General features: G+C 74.6%; 16 protein-coding genes. 3 read left to right on the top strand and 13 right to left on the bottom strand.

The window, feature by feature from the left end; genetic code table 11:
- Positions 1-24 precede the first annotated feature (24 nt).
- Both J3A75_RS21130 and J3A75_RS37070 read right to left on the bottom strand, forming a co-directional pair.
- The gene (locus J3A75_RS21130; protein WP_070999847.1) at positions 25-825 is read right to left on the bottom strand and encodes a metal ABC transporter ATP-binding protein; all 801 of its coding nucleotides are present in this window, start codon (positions 823-825) and stop codon (positions 25-27) included.
- Complete coding sequence (locus J3A75_RS37070; RefSeq protein WP_020094646.1) at positions 822-956, bottom strand: hypothetical protein; 135 nt, start codon at positions 954-956, stop codon at positions 822-824. The genes J3A75_RS21130 and J3A75_RS37070 overlap by 4 nt, the downstream gene beginning before the upstream one ends.
- Positions 957-1,080: 124 nt before the next feature.
- Here J3A75_RS37070 and J3A75_RS21125 point away from each other — a divergent pair, with 124 nt between their 5' ends.
- Entirely contained in the window at positions 1,081-1,566 is a 486-nt protein-coding gene (locus J3A75_RS21125; protein ID WP_012320075.1) for a transcriptional repressor, read from the top strand.
- 76 nt (positions 1,567-1,642) lie between these two features.
- Here J3A75_RS21125 and J3A75_RS21120 read toward each other — a convergent pair whose 3' ends face one another.
- Together J3A75_RS21120 and J3A75_RS21115 are read right to left on the bottom strand one after the other, a co-directional pair.
- The gene (locus J3A75_RS21120; RefSeq protein WP_070999846.1) at positions 1,643-3,148 is read right to left on the bottom strand and encodes an undecaprenyl-phosphate glucose phosphotransferase; all 1,506 of its coding nucleotides are present in this window, start codon (positions 3,146-3,148) and stop codon (positions 1,643-1,645) included.
- Positions 3,149-3,484: 336 nt separating this feature from the next.
- Positions 3,485-3,832: an antibiotic biosynthesis monooxygenase family protein gene (locus J3A75_RS21115; protein ID WP_012320073.1), complete on the bottom strand. Its 348-nt coding sequence runs from the start codon at positions 3,830-3,832 to the stop codon at positions 3,485-3,487.
- 356 nt (positions 3,833-4,188) lie between these two features.
- Between J3A75_RS21115 and J3A75_RS21110 the strand changes: the two genes are divergently transcribed.
- Entirely contained in the window at positions 4,189-4,617 is a 429-nt protein-coding gene (locus tag J3A75_RS21110; RefSeq protein ID WP_081437813.1) for a helix-turn-helix domain-containing protein, read from the top strand.
- 19 nt (positions 4,618-4,636) lie between these two features.
- On the opposite strand, the gene J3A75_RS21105 is transcribed toward J3A75_RS21110, so the two are convergent.
- Genes J3A75_RS21105 through cbiE form a run of 4 tightly spaced genes read right to left on the bottom strand, consistent with a single transcriptional unit; the run spans position 4,637 to position 8,344 of the window.
- A complete protein-coding gene (locus J3A75_RS21105; RefSeq protein ID WP_070999845.1) occupies positions 4,637-5,953 on the bottom strand; it encodes a cobyrinate a,c-diamide synthase in 1,317 nt (438 codons plus the stop codon).
- The gene (cobM, locus tag J3A75_RS21100; RefSeq protein ID WP_012320070.1) at positions 5,950-6,726 is read right to left on the bottom strand and encodes a precorrin-4 C(11)-methyltransferase; all 777 of its coding nucleotides are present in this window, start codon (positions 6,724-6,726) and stop codon (positions 5,950-5,952) included. The genes J3A75_RS21105 and cobM overlap by 4 nt, the downstream gene beginning before the upstream one ends.
- Positions 6,723-7,145, bottom strand: coding sequence for a cobalamin biosynthesis protein (locus J3A75_RS21095; RefSeq protein ID WP_024829512.1), 423 nt, complete (start codon positions 7,143-7,145; stop codon positions 6,723-6,725). Before J3A75_RS21095 ends, cobM begins: the two co-directional genes overlap by 4 nt.
- Positions 7,124-8,344, bottom strand: a complete 1,221-nt coding sequence (cbiE, locus tag J3A75_RS21090) for a precorrin-6y C5,15-methyltransferase (decarboxylating) subunit CbiE (protein WP_070999844.1) — start codon at positions 8,342-8,344, stop codon at positions 7,124-7,126. The genes J3A75_RS21095 and cbiE overlap by 22 nt, the downstream gene beginning before the upstream one ends.
- Here cbiE and J3A75_RS21085 point away from each other — a divergent pair.
- Positions 8,343-9,155 (top strand): cobalt-precorrin-6A reductase, encoded by an 813-nt coding sequence (locus tag J3A75_RS21085; protein ID WP_058606745.1) that lies wholly within the window; start codon positions 8,343-8,345, stop codon positions 9,153-9,155. The two genes, cbiE and J3A75_RS21085, sit on opposite strands and share 2 nt — an antisense overlap.
- Here J3A75_RS21085 and cobJ read toward each other — a convergent pair.
- Genes cobJ through cobN form a run of 5 tightly spaced genes read right to left on the bottom strand, consistent with a single transcriptional unit; the run spans position 9,122 to position 16,023 of the window.
- On the bottom strand, positions 9,122-9,883 hold the full coding sequence (gene cobJ / locus J3A75_RS21080) for a precorrin-3B C(17)-methyltransferase (RefSeq protein ID WP_024829515.1): 762 nt from the start codon (positions 9,881-9,883) through the stop codon (positions 9,122-9,124). The genes J3A75_RS21085 and cobJ overlap by 34 nt on opposite strands.
- The gene (locus tag J3A75_RS21075; RefSeq protein ID WP_012320065.1) at positions 9,880-10,659 is read right to left on the bottom strand and encodes a precorrin-2 C(20)-methyltransferase; all 780 of its coding nucleotides are present in this window, start codon (positions 10,657-10,659) and stop codon (positions 9,880-9,882) included. The genes cobJ and J3A75_RS21075 overlap by 4 nt, the downstream gene beginning before the upstream one ends.
- Complete coding sequence (locus J3A75_RS21070; protein ID WP_012320064.1) at positions 10,659-11,351, bottom strand: precorrin-8X methylmutase; 693 nt, start codon at positions 11,349-11,351, stop codon at positions 10,659-10,661. The genes J3A75_RS21075 and J3A75_RS21070 overlap by 1 nt, the downstream gene beginning before the upstream one ends.
- A complete protein-coding gene (cobG, locus tag J3A75_RS21065) occupies positions 11,348-12,697 on the bottom strand; it encodes a precorrin-3B synthase (protein WP_070999843.1) in 1,350 nt (449 codons plus the stop codon). The genes J3A75_RS21070 and cobG overlap by 4 nt, the downstream gene beginning before the upstream one ends.
- The gene (cobN, locus tag J3A75_RS21060; protein WP_209650718.1) at positions 12,694-16,023 is read right to left on the bottom strand and encodes a cobaltochelatase subunit CobN; all 3,330 of its coding nucleotides are present in this window, start codon (positions 16,021-16,023) and stop codon (positions 12,694-12,696) included. The genes cobG and cobN overlap by 4 nt, the downstream gene beginning before the upstream one ends.
- Positions 16,024-16,068: the final 45 nt, after the last annotated feature.

Raw genomic sequence — 16,068 nt, 5'->3', positions numbered from 1 at the left:
CGAACAGGGATCCGAGCGGATCGATCACGCGGCATCCTCGTGGTGATGATGGTTCGCGCTGCCGTGCGCGTGCGCCGGGGCCGCGACCGCCCGCGGCCCGGCGCAGATCGCCGCGCCCTCGTCCCAAGCCTCGGACAGGTTGCGGGCACGGGCGAGGTTCTCGGCCGTCAGGACCCGCGCGGTCGGACCCCAGGCGACCGGCTCTCGGGCGAGGAGCAGCGTCGTCGGGAAATGCGCGCGGACCTGCTGGAGGTCGTGGAGGGCGGCGACCACGGTCCGCCCCTCGGAATGCCACGCGCGGATGAGCGCCAGGAGGTCGTCCACCGTCCGCGCGTCGATGCCGGTGAACGGCTCGTCGAGGAGCACGACCGGGCAGTCCTGCAGGATCAGCCGGGCGAACAGCGCGCGCCGGAACTGCCCGCCCGACAGGGTGCCGATCGGCCGCGCCGCGAAGCCGTCGAGGCCGACCGTGGCCAGCGCCGCCTGAATGGCCGGGCGACTCCGGGTGAGGCTGCGCCACGCCCCCGCGCGGCGCCAGAGGCCCATGCCGGCGAGATCCATCACCGTGAGCGGGAAGCTCCGGTCGATCTCGTCGACCTGCGGCATGTAGGCGAGGGCGCCCGCGCGCTCGATGCGGCCGTCCAGGCAGCGGATCTCGCCGGCCATGCCCTTGAGGAGCGTCGACTTGCCGGCCCCGTTCGGCCCGACGAGGGCGAGCAGGTCACCGGCCCGCACGGATCCGTCGAGGTGGTGGACCGCGGGATGCCGGTCGTAACCGAGGGTGAGACCGACGAGGCGGATCGGATCCGGTATCGGGCCGCTCATGTGGCGAGCGCCCAGGCGATGGTCAGCCAGACCAGCGCGGAGAGCAGCGCGGCGAGCGCCAGCCGCAGGCCGATCCCGCTCTGGAACAGCGATCGCCGCGCCGCGTGTCTCGGGCTGGGAATGGTCGGCACGGAGTCCTCGTCGCGCGCTCACGCCGGCGCGGGCACCGCGCGGGGCTACTGGTGCGGTGCTGGGCGGCGGTGATACACTGTAACAAACCCGTGGGACAACCTGCGGATCACGTCTGGAGCAATCATGCACCGTCACGAGGGTCACGACGCGTGCCACGCCGGCACCGGTGACATGCTCGCGCGGGCCGAGGCCCTGTGTCGCGAGCGCGGTCTTCAGTTCACGCCCCTGCGCCGGGAGGTGCTGGAGGCCGTGGCCGAGGCCGGGAAGGCTCAGGGCGCCTACGACATCGCCGAGCGACTGAGCGCGCCGGGCAAGCGCGTTGCGCCGGTCTCGGTCTACCGCGCCCTCGACTTCCTCATGGAGCAGGGGCTGGTCCATCGGATCGCGAGCCGCAACGCCTTCATCCCGTGCGCGCACGGCCACGCGCCCGGTGAGGGCGTCATCTTCCTGATCTGCCGCATCTGCGGGGGCGTCGACGAGGCCTCGTCGGAGGAGGTCGAGGGCAGTCTCGGGCGCACGCTCGAGCGTGCCGGGTTCACGCCGAGCCACAGCATCTTGGAGGTCGAGGGCGATTGCGGCGCCTGCCGGGAGCGGAAGCAGGCCCTCTGAGGCGCACCGCCCGGGCTGCGAGGCCCGGCCGGCCGCGCCGTGTACACCGGCGCGCCGGACGATCGCCGGCTGCCGGTCAGAAGGCGTTCTGGTAGGCGCGGCGCGAGACGACCGTCTGCATCATGATCTGGATGTCGAACCAGATCGACCAGTTGTCGATGTAGTGCAGGTCGCAGGCGACGCGCCGCTCCATGGCCAAGTCGGTCTGCGTCTCGCCGCGGTAGCCGTTGACCTGGGCCCAGCCGGTGATGCCGGGCTTCACGTTGTGTCGGCGGGCGTAGAGGGCGATCCGGCGCTCGAAGCTGCGGTCATGCGCCAGCGCGTGCGGGCGCGGACCGACCAGCGACATCTCCCCGCGCAGGACGTTGATGAGCTGGGGCAGCTCGTCGAGATTCGTCCGCCGCAGGATGGCGCCGATCCGGGTGATCCGGCTGTCGTTGCGGGTCGCCTGCCGGAAGGCGGCGTTCGGGTCCGCCCGCATCGACCGGAACTTGAACACGCCGAACGGCTGCTGATTGAATCCGTAGCGCTTCTGCCGGAAGAAGACCGGGCCGGGGCTGTCGAGCTTGATCGCCACCGCGATCGCGGCGAGCAGCGGCGACAGCGACACGAGGGCGATGGTCGCCACCGTCAGGTCGAGGGCGCGCTTGAGCATGACCTCACCCACGTTGAGCGGCCGGCGGCCGATGTTGATCCCCGAGACGCCGCCGACTCGGGCGACCTGCAGGTCGGGGAACCGGTCGAGGACCGCGCCGGGACGCAGGTGCAGGGCCGAGGGCACCCGCAGGAACGCGTCGATGCAGCGCTCGACCTCCGCGGTGTCGGCCCACGGCACCAGGACGAAGACGTCGTCCGGCCGCAGGAAGCGGACGACGGAGACGGCGAGGTCGAGGTCTTCCTGCAGCTGGTCGTGGCGCGTGGCCGCGTCCGCGCCGGGATCGACCCGCCGCAGGTAGCTCGTCCCGATGATCCGCGAGCCGAGCTGGTCGACCTCCTTGCCGGCGTAGAAGCGCGCGATGTCCTCCTCGTAGCCTACGAGGTGGATCCGGCTGGCGGTGGCCGAGCCGGCGCTCAGCCGCTCGCGCACGAGCCGCCGCACCGCGGCCCGCGCTCCGATCAGGACCGGCAGGCCGGCGGCGAAGATCCCGAGCGAGACGAGCCGCGAGTAATCGTTGGTCGTCTTCGTCATGAAGCTGACGACGAGCACGGCGGCCCAGGCGATCAGCCAGAGGGAGGCCACGCGCTGGATGCCGGGCTTCTGCGCCATCACGTTTTCGAGGCTGTACTCCTCGCGGAGCACGTTTGTGGCGACGATCACCAAGGCGAGCAGCGCCGACAGCCGCAGGCCGCGGACGAGACCCGCCCAGACCGTGCTGTCCTGCGCGATGGCGTGGTAGGCGCATTCGAGGCCCAGCGTCACCGCCACGATCGCCGCCATGTCGGTGACCGCGAGCCCCGCGGAGAGGGCGATGCGCGCCAGCGCACGACCGCGGCGCGGCAGCAGGGCCGACCACACGTTGCGGCGGCGCTCCGCCGAGGTCGGCAGCGCCTGAAACGTCTCCGGAAGCCGATCGTGAAACATCTGACCCGCAACGTCCCGTCTTAGTCGGACTCTGTACCAGTCTGAGACACGAAAGGTTTCAGCGCCGCCTGGTGACGGTGACGGAGCAAGCCGCGGGCCCCGCGGGTTCACGATCGCAGTCACGAAGGAAGGCTGCGACCTAGGGCGAGCCTCCGGACGTTGCAATACATGATTAATGCTGAGTGACTGTTCGGCGCATCCGGCAGGGGCCAGACTTGGTAGGGAACCATTTTCGCCGGAGCTATTTCAATTCACGCGGGTTTCTTAACTCACGGTTTCAACCGCGTCGGTGCCCGCGTGCGACCCCGGCCACGGGAGGGCCGGGGTCGGTCTCGCTCAGACGGCGTCGGCGTCCTGGCGGGCGTCGGCGGAGCCGCCGACCGTCTGGATCGTCTCGAAACCTTCGAATTGCGGGTGGCCGAGATACAGGGGCTTGGTCGACGGGACGCGACCGTGCGCCTTGCGGAATTGCTCGGACCGGGTCCAGGCCTCGAAATCCGCGCGCGATCGCCAGATCGTGTGGGAGGCGTACAGCACGTGATCCTCGTGCTCGGGCCCGCGCAGCAGGTGGAATTCCACGAAGCCGGGCATCTCGCCGAGGTGGCTGTCGCGTCCGAGCCAGACGGCCTCGAAATCCGCCGTCGCGTCCTTAACGACCTTGAAGCGATTCATCGCGATGAACATGCGTGTCTCCTGCGCGGTACCGAACCTACATGCCTCGGTGCTCGTAAGGGGAACGCCCGCGCGGCGACAAGGCGCACCCATAAAAGCAGCCGAGACCTCAGCGTCGACATTTGAGCAACAATGTTGCAAAGATGTGTGGGCTTAAACTAGAAGATGTAATCTTCGACTTGCGAAGCTTGACAACTTGGTGTCCTACTGCGCCGCGGTTCAGCTGTGTCGGGATCAGGGCTATAGCCGGATAGCGGCACGGAGTACCGGTAGCCTGGCGTGCAGGACATGCGACGAAGGGGCGGACGGTGAAGCGGCGCGACGGCGAGGCGAAGACACCGCGTCTGCAGGAGGATGCAGCCCACGCCATGGAGAAAGAGACCTCCGGCCAGACGATGCCGAAGCAGACGACCGACGTCGATCGCCTGGTCGGCATCCGGATCACCGCCCTGCGCAAGGCCCGCGGCATGAGTCAGACCGCTCTGGGCAACGCGGTCGGCGTGACCTTCCAGCAGGTGCAGAAATACGAGAAGGGCCAGAATCGCGTCGGTGCCGGCCGGTTGCGCGAGATCGCGCGCCTCCTCGAGGTTCCGGTCTCCGCGTTCTTCGAGGAGAGCGAGCCGCGCGAGAACGCCCAGGAGGACGTGTTCGGCTTCCTCAGCGCCCACGGCGCCATCGAGCTGCTGCGCGCCTACGCTCAGATCGAGGACGAGCAGATGCGCCGCGACGTGCTCGCGCTGGTCCGCAGCGCCGCCCGCCTCGCGCAGAACCGCGCGCCGACGACGGACCCGGCCTGACAGGCCCGGCAGGCCGGCGTCACGGCGGATCGGTCGCGATCAGGTGGAAGAAGCTGCCGGTGACGGGTCCGACCCGGTGCCCGGCCAGTCCCAGATCGACACCTTCGGCATCCGTCACGCGGGCGAGCGCCGCTGCCTCCGGCGCGATCGGCGACAGTTCGCTGGCATAGTGGAACTCGTGTCCGACGAGGCGCGTGCCCGCGCCGCCGAGCACGCCGGACCCGCACAGCCGCGCGACGCGGTAGCCGAGATGCAGCTTGCGCCGGTGATACGAGGTCGCGACCGGCAGCAGGCCCGCCATGGGATGGGTGGCGCCGTCGGCATCCTGGAGCGTCTGCCCGAGGACCATGTAGCCACCGCACTCGCCGTGGACGGGCCGGGTCCGCGCGAAGCGGCGCAGCCCGTCCAGGAAGCGGGTCGCGCCGGCGATCGGGCCCGCGTGCAGTTCCGGATAGCCGCCCGGCAGCCAGCAGACGTCGCACTCCTCGGGCGGTCCCTCGTCGGCCAAGGGCGAGAACGGCACGAGCTCGGCGCCGGCCATCCGCCAGCCGGTCTCGAGATGCGGGTAGAGGAAGCTGAACGCCGCGTCCCGGGCGACCGCCACGCGCTGCCCGGGCGGCCGGGGCAGCTGGCCGCCGGAGGCCGGCACGGCGCCGCCCGCGCAGGCCGTGACGGCGTCGAGGTCGATGCCGGCCTCGGCGAGGTCGGCGAGCCGGTCCAGACGGGCGGCGAGATCCGCGGTCTCGCCGGCCTGCACGAGCCCCAGGTGGCGTTCGGGCAGGACCAGCTGCGCGTCGCGCATCAGCGCGCCGAGCACCGGCAGCCCGGCACGCTCCATGCCGGCCTCCACGAGGCGCCGGTGCCGGGCGCTCGCCACCTTGTTGAGGATCACGCCGGCGATCCGGATGCGGGGATCGTAGAGGGAGCAGCCGAGCGCCACGGCGGCGGCCGACTGGGCCGCACCCGACACGTCCACCACGAGCAGCACCGGCCAGCCGTAGCGCGCGGCGATATCGGCGTTCGCCCCGGTGCGGTTCTCGGCCGCCCGGACACCGTCGAACAGGCCCATCGACCCCTCGGCGATCACCAGATCGGCCGCCGCCGTCGCGCCCGCCAGGGCGTCGAGGAGGGGTGGCGCCATCGCGAAGCTGTCGAGGTTGAAGCTCGGATGGCCGGTCGCGGCCTGGTGAAAGGCCGGATCGATGTAGTCGGGACCGCACTTCGCGCCGCGCACCCGCAGGCCGCGCCGGGTGAGGGCGCGCATCAGCGCGAGGGTGACGGTCGTCTTGCCGGAACTGGAGCGCGGCGCCGCGACGAGGAGGCCGGGGGCGCTCACGAGCGGCTCCCCACCGTGCCGCCGGGTCGGTAGCGCCGGTCGTAGTCGGGCGCGTAGAGCGCGCTCTCGCGAAAATCCGCGGCGCCGAGCGCCGGTCCGACCAGGATCAGGGCTGTGCGCTCCAGGCCGGCCGCCGCGACCAGCCCGGGCAGCCCGGCGAGATCGCCGACGAGGGCCCGCTCGTCCGGCCAGGACGCCCGGAACACCGCCGCCGCCGGGCAGGACGGGCCGTAGAAGGGGATCAACTCGGCGGCGACCGCCTCGACCACGTGGATCGACAGGTGGATCGCCAGGGTCGCGCCGGTGGCCGCGTAGGCCGCGAGGGTCTCCCGCTCGGGCATGGCGCTCGCCCGACCGGAGGTGCGGGTCAGGACCACGCTCTGCGCCACGCCCGGGACGGTCAGTTCCCGGCGCAGCAGCGCGGCCGCGGCCGCGAAGGCGGGGACGCCGGGCGTCACCGTGTAGGGAATGGCGAGCGCGTCGAGCCGGCGCATCTGCTCGGCCAGGGCGCTCCAGATCGACAGGTCGCCGGAATGCAGGCGCGCCACGTCCTGGCCGGCCGCGTGCGCCGTCCGGATCTCCGCCACGATGGCGTCGAGGTCGAGGGGGGCCGTGTCGACGATCCGGGCGCCGGGGGGGCACCAGCTCAGGATCTCGGGGGCGACGAGCGACCCGGCGTAGAGGCAGACCGGGCAGGCCGCGATGCGGTCGCGCCCGCGCACCGTGATCAGGTCGGCCGCGCCGGGGCCGGCGCCGATGAAATGGACGGTCATGGTTCCCGTGTCGTGTCGTATCGGACGGCCAGGGCGCAAGTGGCGCCGCGGCTCGCGATTCGGGGCAGGGCGAGCCGGCTCCTGTCCCCCGCCCCGGCGAGGGCCGCCGCCTCGGCGAGCGAGCCGACGCCACGCAGGTGCTCGATCCGCGCCGAGCGGGTGACGATCTCGGCGTCGCGCGCCTCCAGCGCGGCGGCGGGGACGGGATGCGGTGCCAGGCCGAACCGGGCCGCCGCCGCGCGGATCGCCGGGTCCGAGGCCCGATCGGCCGCGGTGGCCACGGCCGCGAGGCTCGAGCGCGCGGCTCCGGCCAGGGCGAGGGCGCGCTCGATCAGTCCCGCGATTTCCTCAGCATCGGTTTCCCGGCGGAAGCCGATGCCGGCGACCAGGGCTCCGGTCACGGCTTGGTCCAGGCCCACTGGGTCACCGGCATGGCGGGGCGCCAGCCGTGCATCCCCCCGACCGGGCTCGCCCGCTCCACGCCGTAGCGGCGCAGCGTTCCGCCGTGCGCCGCGAAGGCGGCGAGCAGCGCGGCCTCGCCCTCGAGGGTCACGGCGTTGGCCACGCAGCGACCGCCGCTCCGCAGCGCCGCCAGCGCCGTCGGCAGGATTCCGGGCTCCGAGACCCCGCCGCCGATGAACACCGCGTCCGGCGCGGGCAGGCCGGCGAGCGCGCCGGGGGCCGTGCCGGTGATGACGGCGAGGTCCGGCGCGCCGAGCGCGGCGGCGTTGCGCCGGATCCGCTCGGCGCGGTCCGGTCTCCCCTCGATCGCCGTGGCGCGCAGGGTCGCGTGGCGCAGCATCCACTCGATCGCGATCGAGCCGGCGCCCGCACCGACATCCCAGAGATGCTGTCCCGGATGCGGGCGCAGGGCCGAGAGGGTCAAAGCCCGGATCTCGGCCTTGGTGAGCTGTCCGTCATTCTCGAACAGGTCGTCGTCGAGGCCCGGCGCGAGGGGCAGGGCGCGGCCGGCACCCGCCACCGCGAGCGCGACGGTGTTCAGCGGGTCGACGCCGGCGCCGTCGAACGCGTCGGCGCGGGCCGTGCGGACGCGCTCGCGCGGGCCGCCCATCGCCTCCAGCACCGTCAGCGTCGACGCGCCGAAGCCGCGGTCGCGCAGCAGGGCGGCGAGCGCGCCGGGCGTCGTGCCGTCCCACGACAGGACGAGCAGCCGCGCCCCCGGCTGGATATGCGGGACGATCCGTGTCAGCGCCCGACCGTGAAGCGTGACCAGCGCGCACTCGGCGAGCGGCCAGCCGAGCCGGGCGCAGGCGAGGCTGAAGGCGGACGGCTGCGGGAAGGCGCGGATCTCGTCCGCCGGCACCAGCCGGGCGATTTCGGCGCCGATGCCGTAATGGAACGGGTCGCCCGTGGCGAGGATGCAGGTCGGCCGGCCGCGCCGCGCGACGATCTCCGGATAGGCCTCGTGGATCGGGCTCGGCCAGGGCCGCGTCTCCGCGTCGAGCGGCCCCGCGAGGGCGAGGTGGCGCCGGCCGCCATAGACCACTCGAGCGGCGCCGAGCGCGGCGGCGGCGGACGGCGTCAGCCCGGCCCGCCCGTCCTCGCCGATCCCGACGATCGACAGCCACGGGACGCTCGACAGGCGATCAGCGCTCATGGACAAGACGCCCATGAACACGCCGCCCTCCACCGCCGGCACGCTGCGGGTCCTGATCCTCGGCGGGACCGGCGAGGCGAGCGCCCTGGTCCGGTCGCTCGCCGGCCGGGCGGATCGCGCCGTGACGCTCTCGCTGGCAGGCCGGACCGCGGCGCCGAAGCCCGAGCCGGTGCCGACCCGGATCGGCGGGTTCGGCGGCGCCGAGGGTCTCGCCCGCTACCTGCGGACCGAGGCGATCACCCGCCTGATCGACGCGACCCACCCGTTCGCCGCGCAGATGTCGACCAACGCCGCGCGCGCGGCGGCCCTGACGGGGGTGCCGCTCCTCGCGATCCGCCGGCCCGCCTGGAGCCGCGAGCGCGGCGACGACTGGATCGAGGTCGACGGGATGGCGGAGGCGGTCGCCGCCCTCGGCGCGGAACCCCGGCGCGTGTTCCTGACGATCGGTCGGCAGGAGGCCGGGGCCTTCGCGGCGGCGCCCCAGCACAGCTATCTGGCCCGGACGGTCGAGCCGCTGGCCGGGATCCTGCCGGTGCCGCATCTCACCGCCCTGGAGGCGCGCGGGCCCTTCGACGCCGCGTCCGAGGCGGCCCTGATGCGGGCGAACCGGATCGAGATCGTGGTCAGCAAGAACGCCGGCGGCGCGGCGACCTACGGCAAGATCGCGGCGGCGCGGAGCCTCGGCCTCCCGGTCGTGATGGTGCGCCGGCCGGCCAAGCCCGACGTGCCCCGCGTCGCGGACGAAGCGGACGCGCGCCGCTGGCTGGACGCAAGCGATCACGCCGGTCCCTCGACCTTGCGGGCGGTGTAGACGAACGGCGCCCGGCCGGCGCGCGGGATCAGCCGCGTCGTCGAGGCGCCCAGGATCACCATCGTGGCCATGTCGGCCGCCACCGCGGGCGCCTCCGCGAGGGTCGCGACCCGGATCGCCTCGTCCGGCCGGCTGACGGCGCGGGCGAACATGACGGGCGTGTCGGGCGCCCGGATCCCGGCCGCGATCTCCAGCGCCGCCCCGAGCTGCCAGGGCCGGGCGGTGGAGATCGGGTTGTAGAGCGCGACCACGAAATCCGCGCGCAGCACCGCCTCCAGCCGCGCGGTCACCACCGGCCAGGGCTTCAGGTTGTCCGAGAGCGAGAGCGCGCAGAAATCCCCGCCGAGCGGCGCGCCGAGCCGGGCCGCGGCGGCGAGCATCGCGGTGATGCCGGGCTCCACCGTGATGGCGAGGTCGCGCCAGCCGGGCTCGCCGTACTCGACCGCCTCGAACACCGCCGCCGCCATGGCGAAGACGCCGGGATCGCCGCCGGAGACGACCGCGACCCGGCGCCCGGACGCTGCGAGCTGCAGCGCGTGGCGCGCCCGGTCGACCTCCACCCGGTTGTCGCTGGCGTGCCGGACGAGGCCGGGGCGCTCGGGCACGCGGGCCACGTAGGGGAAGTAGCCGACGACGTCCTCCGCCGCGTCCAGCGCCCGGCGGGCCGACTCGGTCAGCAGGGCCGCGTCGCCCGGCCCGAGGCCGACGACGGTGAGGCTCCCGCTCACGGCCGGCGGCCCTCTCCGGGCAGGAGCACCATCGAGAAGTAGGGCGCGTCGTCGTCGGCCTTGTCGGCCAGCATCACGACCCGCTCGCCCGCCATCGTTCCGCGCTCCACGTAGACCGCGCGCGCGAGCAGCCCGGCGGCCGACAGGGCGGCCCGCACCTTCGGAAGGTGGCGCCCGAGCTTCATCACCACGGCCGCGTCCGTGCCGCGCAGGCGCTCGGTCAGCGCGTCGAGCGACAGGGTCGCCGGCAGGACGGTGAGGACGTCGTCGCCCCAGGTGATCGGCGTGCCGGCCCGGGTCCAGCAGCCCGACATGCCGGTGACGCCCGGAACGACCTCCACGGGGAAGCGGTCCTTCAGGCGCCGCCACAGGTGCATGAACGAGCCGTAGAAGAAGGGGTCGCCCTCCGACAGGATCGCGACGTCCCGCCCGGCACCCAGGTGATCGGCGAGCTGCCCGGCCGCGTCGTCGTAGAAGCCGGCCAGCGCCGCCACGTAGTCCGGGTGCTCGGGGTGGATCTCGGTCGTGTAGGGATAGGCGAGGGCCATCTCGCGGGCGGGATCGCGCAGGATCGCGTCCGCGATCGTGCGGGCGTTGCCGCGCCGGCCGCGCTTGCAGAAATGCACCAGCACCGGCGCGCGCATCAGGATGCGCTGCGCCTTCACGGTCAGCAGCTCCGGATCGCCCGGGCCCATCCCGACGCCGTAGAGCGTGCCCGTCACGGCGGCCGCGGGGATTTCCTCGGTCGGGCCGTCGAGGCGTTCGAAACCGTCCATCACTCGACCTCGCTGGCGAGCGCGTTGACCGCCGCGGCCGTCATGGCGCTGCCGCCGCGCCGCCCGTGCACGACCACGAACGGCACGCGGCCGTCCCGCGCCAGGGCCTCCTTCGACTCCGCCGCGCCGACGAAGCCCACCGGGATGCCGATCACCGCGGCGGGCGGCGCCACGCCGGCATCGAGCAGTTCCAAAAGGCGGAACAGGGCGGTCGGGGCGTTGCCCACCGCCACGACGCTGCCCGGGAGATGCTCCCGCCACAGCTCCATGGCGGCCGCGGAGCGGGTCGTGCCGAGGCTCTTGGCGAGATCGGGCACGCGCGGGTCACCGAGCGTGCAGATCACCCTGTTGTCGGCGGGCAGGCGAGCCCGGGTGACGCCGTCGGCGACCATGCGGACGTCGCACAGGATCGGCGCGCCGGCCTTCAGAGCCGCGACCCCGGCCTCGGCGAAATCGGGCGCCATCTCCACGTCGGTCGGCAGGTCGGTCATGCCGCAGGCGTGGATCATGCGCACGACGACGCGCTCGGCGGCGCCCGACCAACGCCCGAGATCCGCCTCGGCGCGGATCATCGCGAAGGAGCGCGCGTAGATCGCGCCGCCGTCGCGGATGTAGTCGTAGCGGGACGGGGACTCGTGGGCCGCGGCCGGCTCCGATCCTGTCTGGCGCAGGGCGTTCTGGCTCGCGCTCATGCCGGTCTCCTGGTCCTCCCGCATGCCGAAGGGGTGATCTCCGGCGCGAAGGCGGCGGAAAGCCCGTCGATCTCGGCCCTTCCTAGCCGCTCCAGCACGGCCTCGATAGGGAGATCCATCGCCGGCTCATCGCCGGGCGCCCCCCCGATCACCACGCCGTAGCGCCCGTCCCGGCCGACGAGGGTCAGGTCGGCCGGGCCCGGCCGCGCGCAGCCCTTGGCGCAGCCCGAGACGTGCGCGGCGCGGCCCGCGCCCGCCAGCGGGCCGAACGCCGCCGCGAGGCGCGCCGCGTCCGTCAGCGTGGGGGTCGATCCGGAGGCGCAGCCCGGAGCCCCCGTGCAGGCCGCGATCGCGCGCCGCGGATCGTCCGGGACGACGATGAACTCCGACGCGAGCGCCGCCGTCGCGGCCGCCGCCGCGTCGAAGGCGGTGGCCGGCACCAGCAGCACGAAGCCGCGCGTGGGGGAGAGGCGGATCGCGTCCGTGCCGACCGCCGTCGCCGCGGCGGCGACCCGGTCGAGGGCATCGGCGGTGCAGCGCCCGAACGGCGCGTCGATGGCGACGCCCCGGAGATCCGATCCGCGCGCCGGACGTGCCGGCTCCCGTTCCGGTGCGAAGCCGCGGCGCGTGTAAGCCGGTCCGATCGGGGGCGCCGGCCTGCCCGAGCGAAGAGCCTCGGTCAGCGCGGCCAGCTCGTCGTCCGCCAGGTCGCGCATCCGGCGCCGGCCCGTCCCCGCGAAGGCGCCGAGCAGGGCCGCCACGTGGCCAGGCGCCGCGTCCTCCGTGCAGGTCAGGAGCGTCCGCGAGGTCTCACCGCGCGCGACCGCGATCGCGACGACGCCCGGCCCCTCGGCGACGGCGCAGAGATCCGCCTCCGGCACCGCCCGGCCGGGGCGGCCCTCGACGACGACGAGGGTCTTGGCCGGAAGTCCGGGTGTCGCGAGCCCGGCAGCCTCGATGGCGGCGGCCAGGGCCGGCACGTCGATCGTCTCGTCCGGATCGTGACCCGCCAGCGGGCTCGTGAGCGTCAGGCGCTGGGGGCCGCCGTCGGCGCGCGCGTCGCCGAGGCCCCGGGCCGCGAGCCAGGCGGCGAGCGGAACGCGCGTCGCCTCGGAGACCCCGCGGATCTGGAGATTGGCCCGCGCGGTGAGATCCAGATGGCCGTTCCCGAAGCGCCGCGCCCCGTCCGCCACCGCGCGGGCCTGATCCAGGGTCAGGATTCCGAGCGGCGGGTGCACGCGCGCGAGCAGGCCGTCGCCCGTCGGCATGGGCTTGGCCAGGCCCGGGCACCAGCCCCGGCGGGCGGGCGCCTCGGGCGGGACGCGCCGATGCGGGGCGGCGCTCACTCGGCGGCCTCGCGCATCAGGGCGTCGGCCGGGAGGGCGTTGCGACGGCTGTGCCAGAGGCCGCGATCCCGCGCCTCGTCGAACCGTTCGAGGATCGCCCTGGCCGCGGCGGGATTGGCGGCGCGCAGGCGCTCGAACACCTCGGCATCGGCGACCCAGGCCGCGTAGAGCGCCTCGAAGCCGGCATCCGTCACCGCGTCGCTCGCGGCGGCCAGGACGAAGACCGCGTCGAGCCCCTGGGCGAGCTCCTGCGCCCCCCTGTAGCCGTGGCGCAGCTGGGCCGCGATCCAGCGGGGATCCGCGAGGCGCCCGCGAATCAGGCGGGCGGCGTCCTCCCGGGCCGTCCGCGCCTTCGGCCGCTCCGGCACCGACACGTCGAGGCTGTAGAGCGCGGGATTCGCGCCCTCCAGGGCCGCGGCCGCCGCGAAACCGCCCATCGCGTCGACCGCGGCGTCGCCGTCGAACAGGTCGCGCTCGGCCACGTCGAAGGCGTGAAGATAGGCGTCGGCCGCCGCGACGCGGGCGGCGAAATCGGCGTCCGGGCCGTTGCGGTCGCCGTAGGCGTGACCGCTGGCGGCCAGATAGGCGCGGCCGAGGTCGGCGCGGCCCTCCCAGGCGCCGTCGAGGGCGGTGGCGGCGGTGCCGGCGCCGTAGCGGCCGGGCGCGGCCCCGTAGACGCGCGCGGCGCCGTCGCCCCGCCGCCGCGCCGCCGCCAGGGGATTCTCGTCGTCGGCCTCGTCCCGCTCAGCCACGGCGCGGGCGGCGCGGTCGAGGAGCGCCAGCGTGTCGGGGAAGGTGTCGCGGAACGCGCCGGAAACCCGGACGGTGACGTCGATCCGCGGCCGGTCCAGCATCGCGAGGGGCAGGATCTCGAAGCCGGTGACGCGGGTGCTGGCGTGGTCCCAGACCGGCCGCACGCCCATCAGGGCGAGGGCGTGGGCCACGTCCTCGCCGCCGGTGCGCAGGGTCGGCGAGGCCCAGAGATCCATGACGATCCGGGCCGGATAGGCGCCCTCGTCCTGAAGGTAGCGGGTCACCACGGCGGCGGCGGCCTTCTCGCCGAGGAGCGCGGCGGCGCGGCTCGGGATGGCCCGCGGGTCGAGGGTCGCGAGGTTGCGCCCGGTCGGGATCACGTCGGCCCGCCCGCGGGACGGCGAGCCGGAGGGGCCCGGACGGACGAACCGCCCGTCGAGGGCGGCGAGAAGGCCGGCGCGCTCGGAGTCCGCGCTCGCCGCGACGGGCTCCGCAGCCCCGTGCGGCGCGCGGGCGAAGACGTGCAGGCCGTCGCGGAACACGGTCTCGCCGAGATCGCAGAGATGCGCGTCGAGCCGCGTCAGCGCCTCGTCCATCGGCGTGTCCGCGCCGATCCCGGCACCGTCCAGCAGACCGGCCGCCCCGGCCTCCTCCAGGATGGCCCGGGCGATGAGGTCGGCGCGGCGGGGGTCGAGCACGCTGGCCGCCGAATACTCCTCCACCAGCTCGCGGAGCCGGGCCGCCTCGGGTGTCAGCGCGTGGACGGCGGTGTCGGGCGTCAGGTGCCCGAGCGCGACCCCGCCGAGACGGCGCTTGAGCGGCGCGGCCTCGCCCGGGTCGTCGACGATGAACGGGTAGATCACCGGCAGCCCGCCCACGCAGAGCGCCGGGAAGCAGTCGGGCGACAGGGCCACGGCCTTGCCCGGCAGCCACTCCGCGGTGCCGTGCGTGCCGAGCTGCACCAGGGCGTCGAAACCCTGCCGCAGGCCGAGATGGAACGCCAGGTAGGCGTGGGTCGGCGCCCGCTCGAGGTCGTGGTAGCCGGTCTTGCGATCGGGATCGCGGCCGCGGTCGGGCTGGAGGAGGACCGCGAGGTTGCCGTCCCGGACGATCCGGAAGCGGAAGGCGCCGTCGACGCAGGCCGGGTCCGCCTCGGCCTCGCCCCAGCTGGCGGTGACGGCGGCGCGGACGTCCTCGGTGAGCGAGCGCCACCACGCCGCGTAGGCCGCGAGCGGCACCCGGAACTGGGCCGCGCCCTCCGTGAGTGCCGCCATCAGCGCTCCCGCCTCCGGCAGCGCGCCCGCCGCGTAGCCGGCGGCCGCGAGGTCGGCGCTGATCGCGCGGGCGCTCGCGGGCGTGTCGAGGCCGACCGCGAACCCGGCCCGGCCGCCGCGGGCGGGATAGTCGGACAGGACCAGGGCGACGCGCCGCGCCGCGCGCGGCAGGGCGGCCAGCCGCAGCCATCCCGCGGCCCGGTCGGCGAGCGCGGCGATGCCGGCCTCGTAGGGCACGGCGCGGCGCTCGGCGAAGCCGGCGATCTCGGCGCTCTCCTCCTTGAACGAGATCGGGAAGCCCGAGAGCCGGCCGTCGAATTCCGGCAGCGCGACCTGCATGGCGAGATCGGCCGCGCCCAGTCCGCGGGCGGAGGCCGCCCAGGCCGCGCGCGGCGAGCCCACCGTGAAGGCCTGGAGGACCGGGCAGTCGGCGGCGTCGAGGACGAAGTCGGTCTCGTCCTCGCGGGCCGAGAAGGCGGTGGCGGCGATCACGAGGTCGGGCCGGCGCGCGCGCACGGCCGCGGCGACCGCGGCGGCGGCCTGCGGCTCCTTCAGGCTGGACACCGCCATCGGCAGCACGCCGATCCCGCGGGCCCGCAGGGCGGCGGCGAGGGCGGCGAACGGGCCGGTATCGCCGCCGAGCACGGCGGAGCGGTAGATCAGGAGGAGCGCGACGGGCTCGGCGGCGATCCGCGCACCGGCGAGCGGGACCGCGGTCCCGGCCGCGGCGAGGGCCGTCTCGAGGGGCAGGACCCCGCAGCCGGGGCACCACGGAAAGCCGCGCGGGAGCGGCTGCGGCGGCTCGACCCGGCCGTCGCCGCCGAGGCGGATCGCCAAGCTCCGCAGCATCCGCCGCAGGTTGTCGGGCCCGCCGGCGCGGAAATAGGCGTCGAGCTGCCCGGCGAGGTCGGGATCAGTGGAGAACGCCGCGAGGCGCGGATCCGGCCGGTCGTCGCCCGGCAGGACCGCCAGCACGACGCCGTGCGCCCGCGCGGCCTCGGCGCAACGCTCGATCCCGTAGCGCCAGTAGTCGAGCCCGCCCAGGCAGCGGATCACCACGACCTTGGCGCGCGCCACGACCCGCTCGACGTAGAGGTCGACCGAGAGCGGATGCCGCAGCTTGGCGAGCTTCGCGAGCCGAAGGCTCGGCAGCCCGGGCTCCGCGGCGTGGGCCTGCCCGACCGAAGCGAGGTCGCTGTCGGTGAACGACAGCACCACGAGGTCGCCGGGCTCCTGCCCGAGATCCACGGCCGCCTCGCCCTCGTCGAGGGACACGGCATCGATGCGCACGAGATGCACCGCGGCGGCCCCTAGAGCGAGTCCGGGCGGGCGTGCGCGACCGGC

It is taken from the genome of Methylobacterium sp. PvP105 (genome assembly GCF_017876975.1).
Taxonomy (GTDB): domain Bacteria; phylum Pseudomonadota; class Alphaproteobacteria; order Rhizobiales; family Beijerinckiaceae; genus Methylobacterium; species Methylobacterium radiotolerans.
This window is presented reverse-complemented; position numbering and strand designations above follow the sequence as displayed.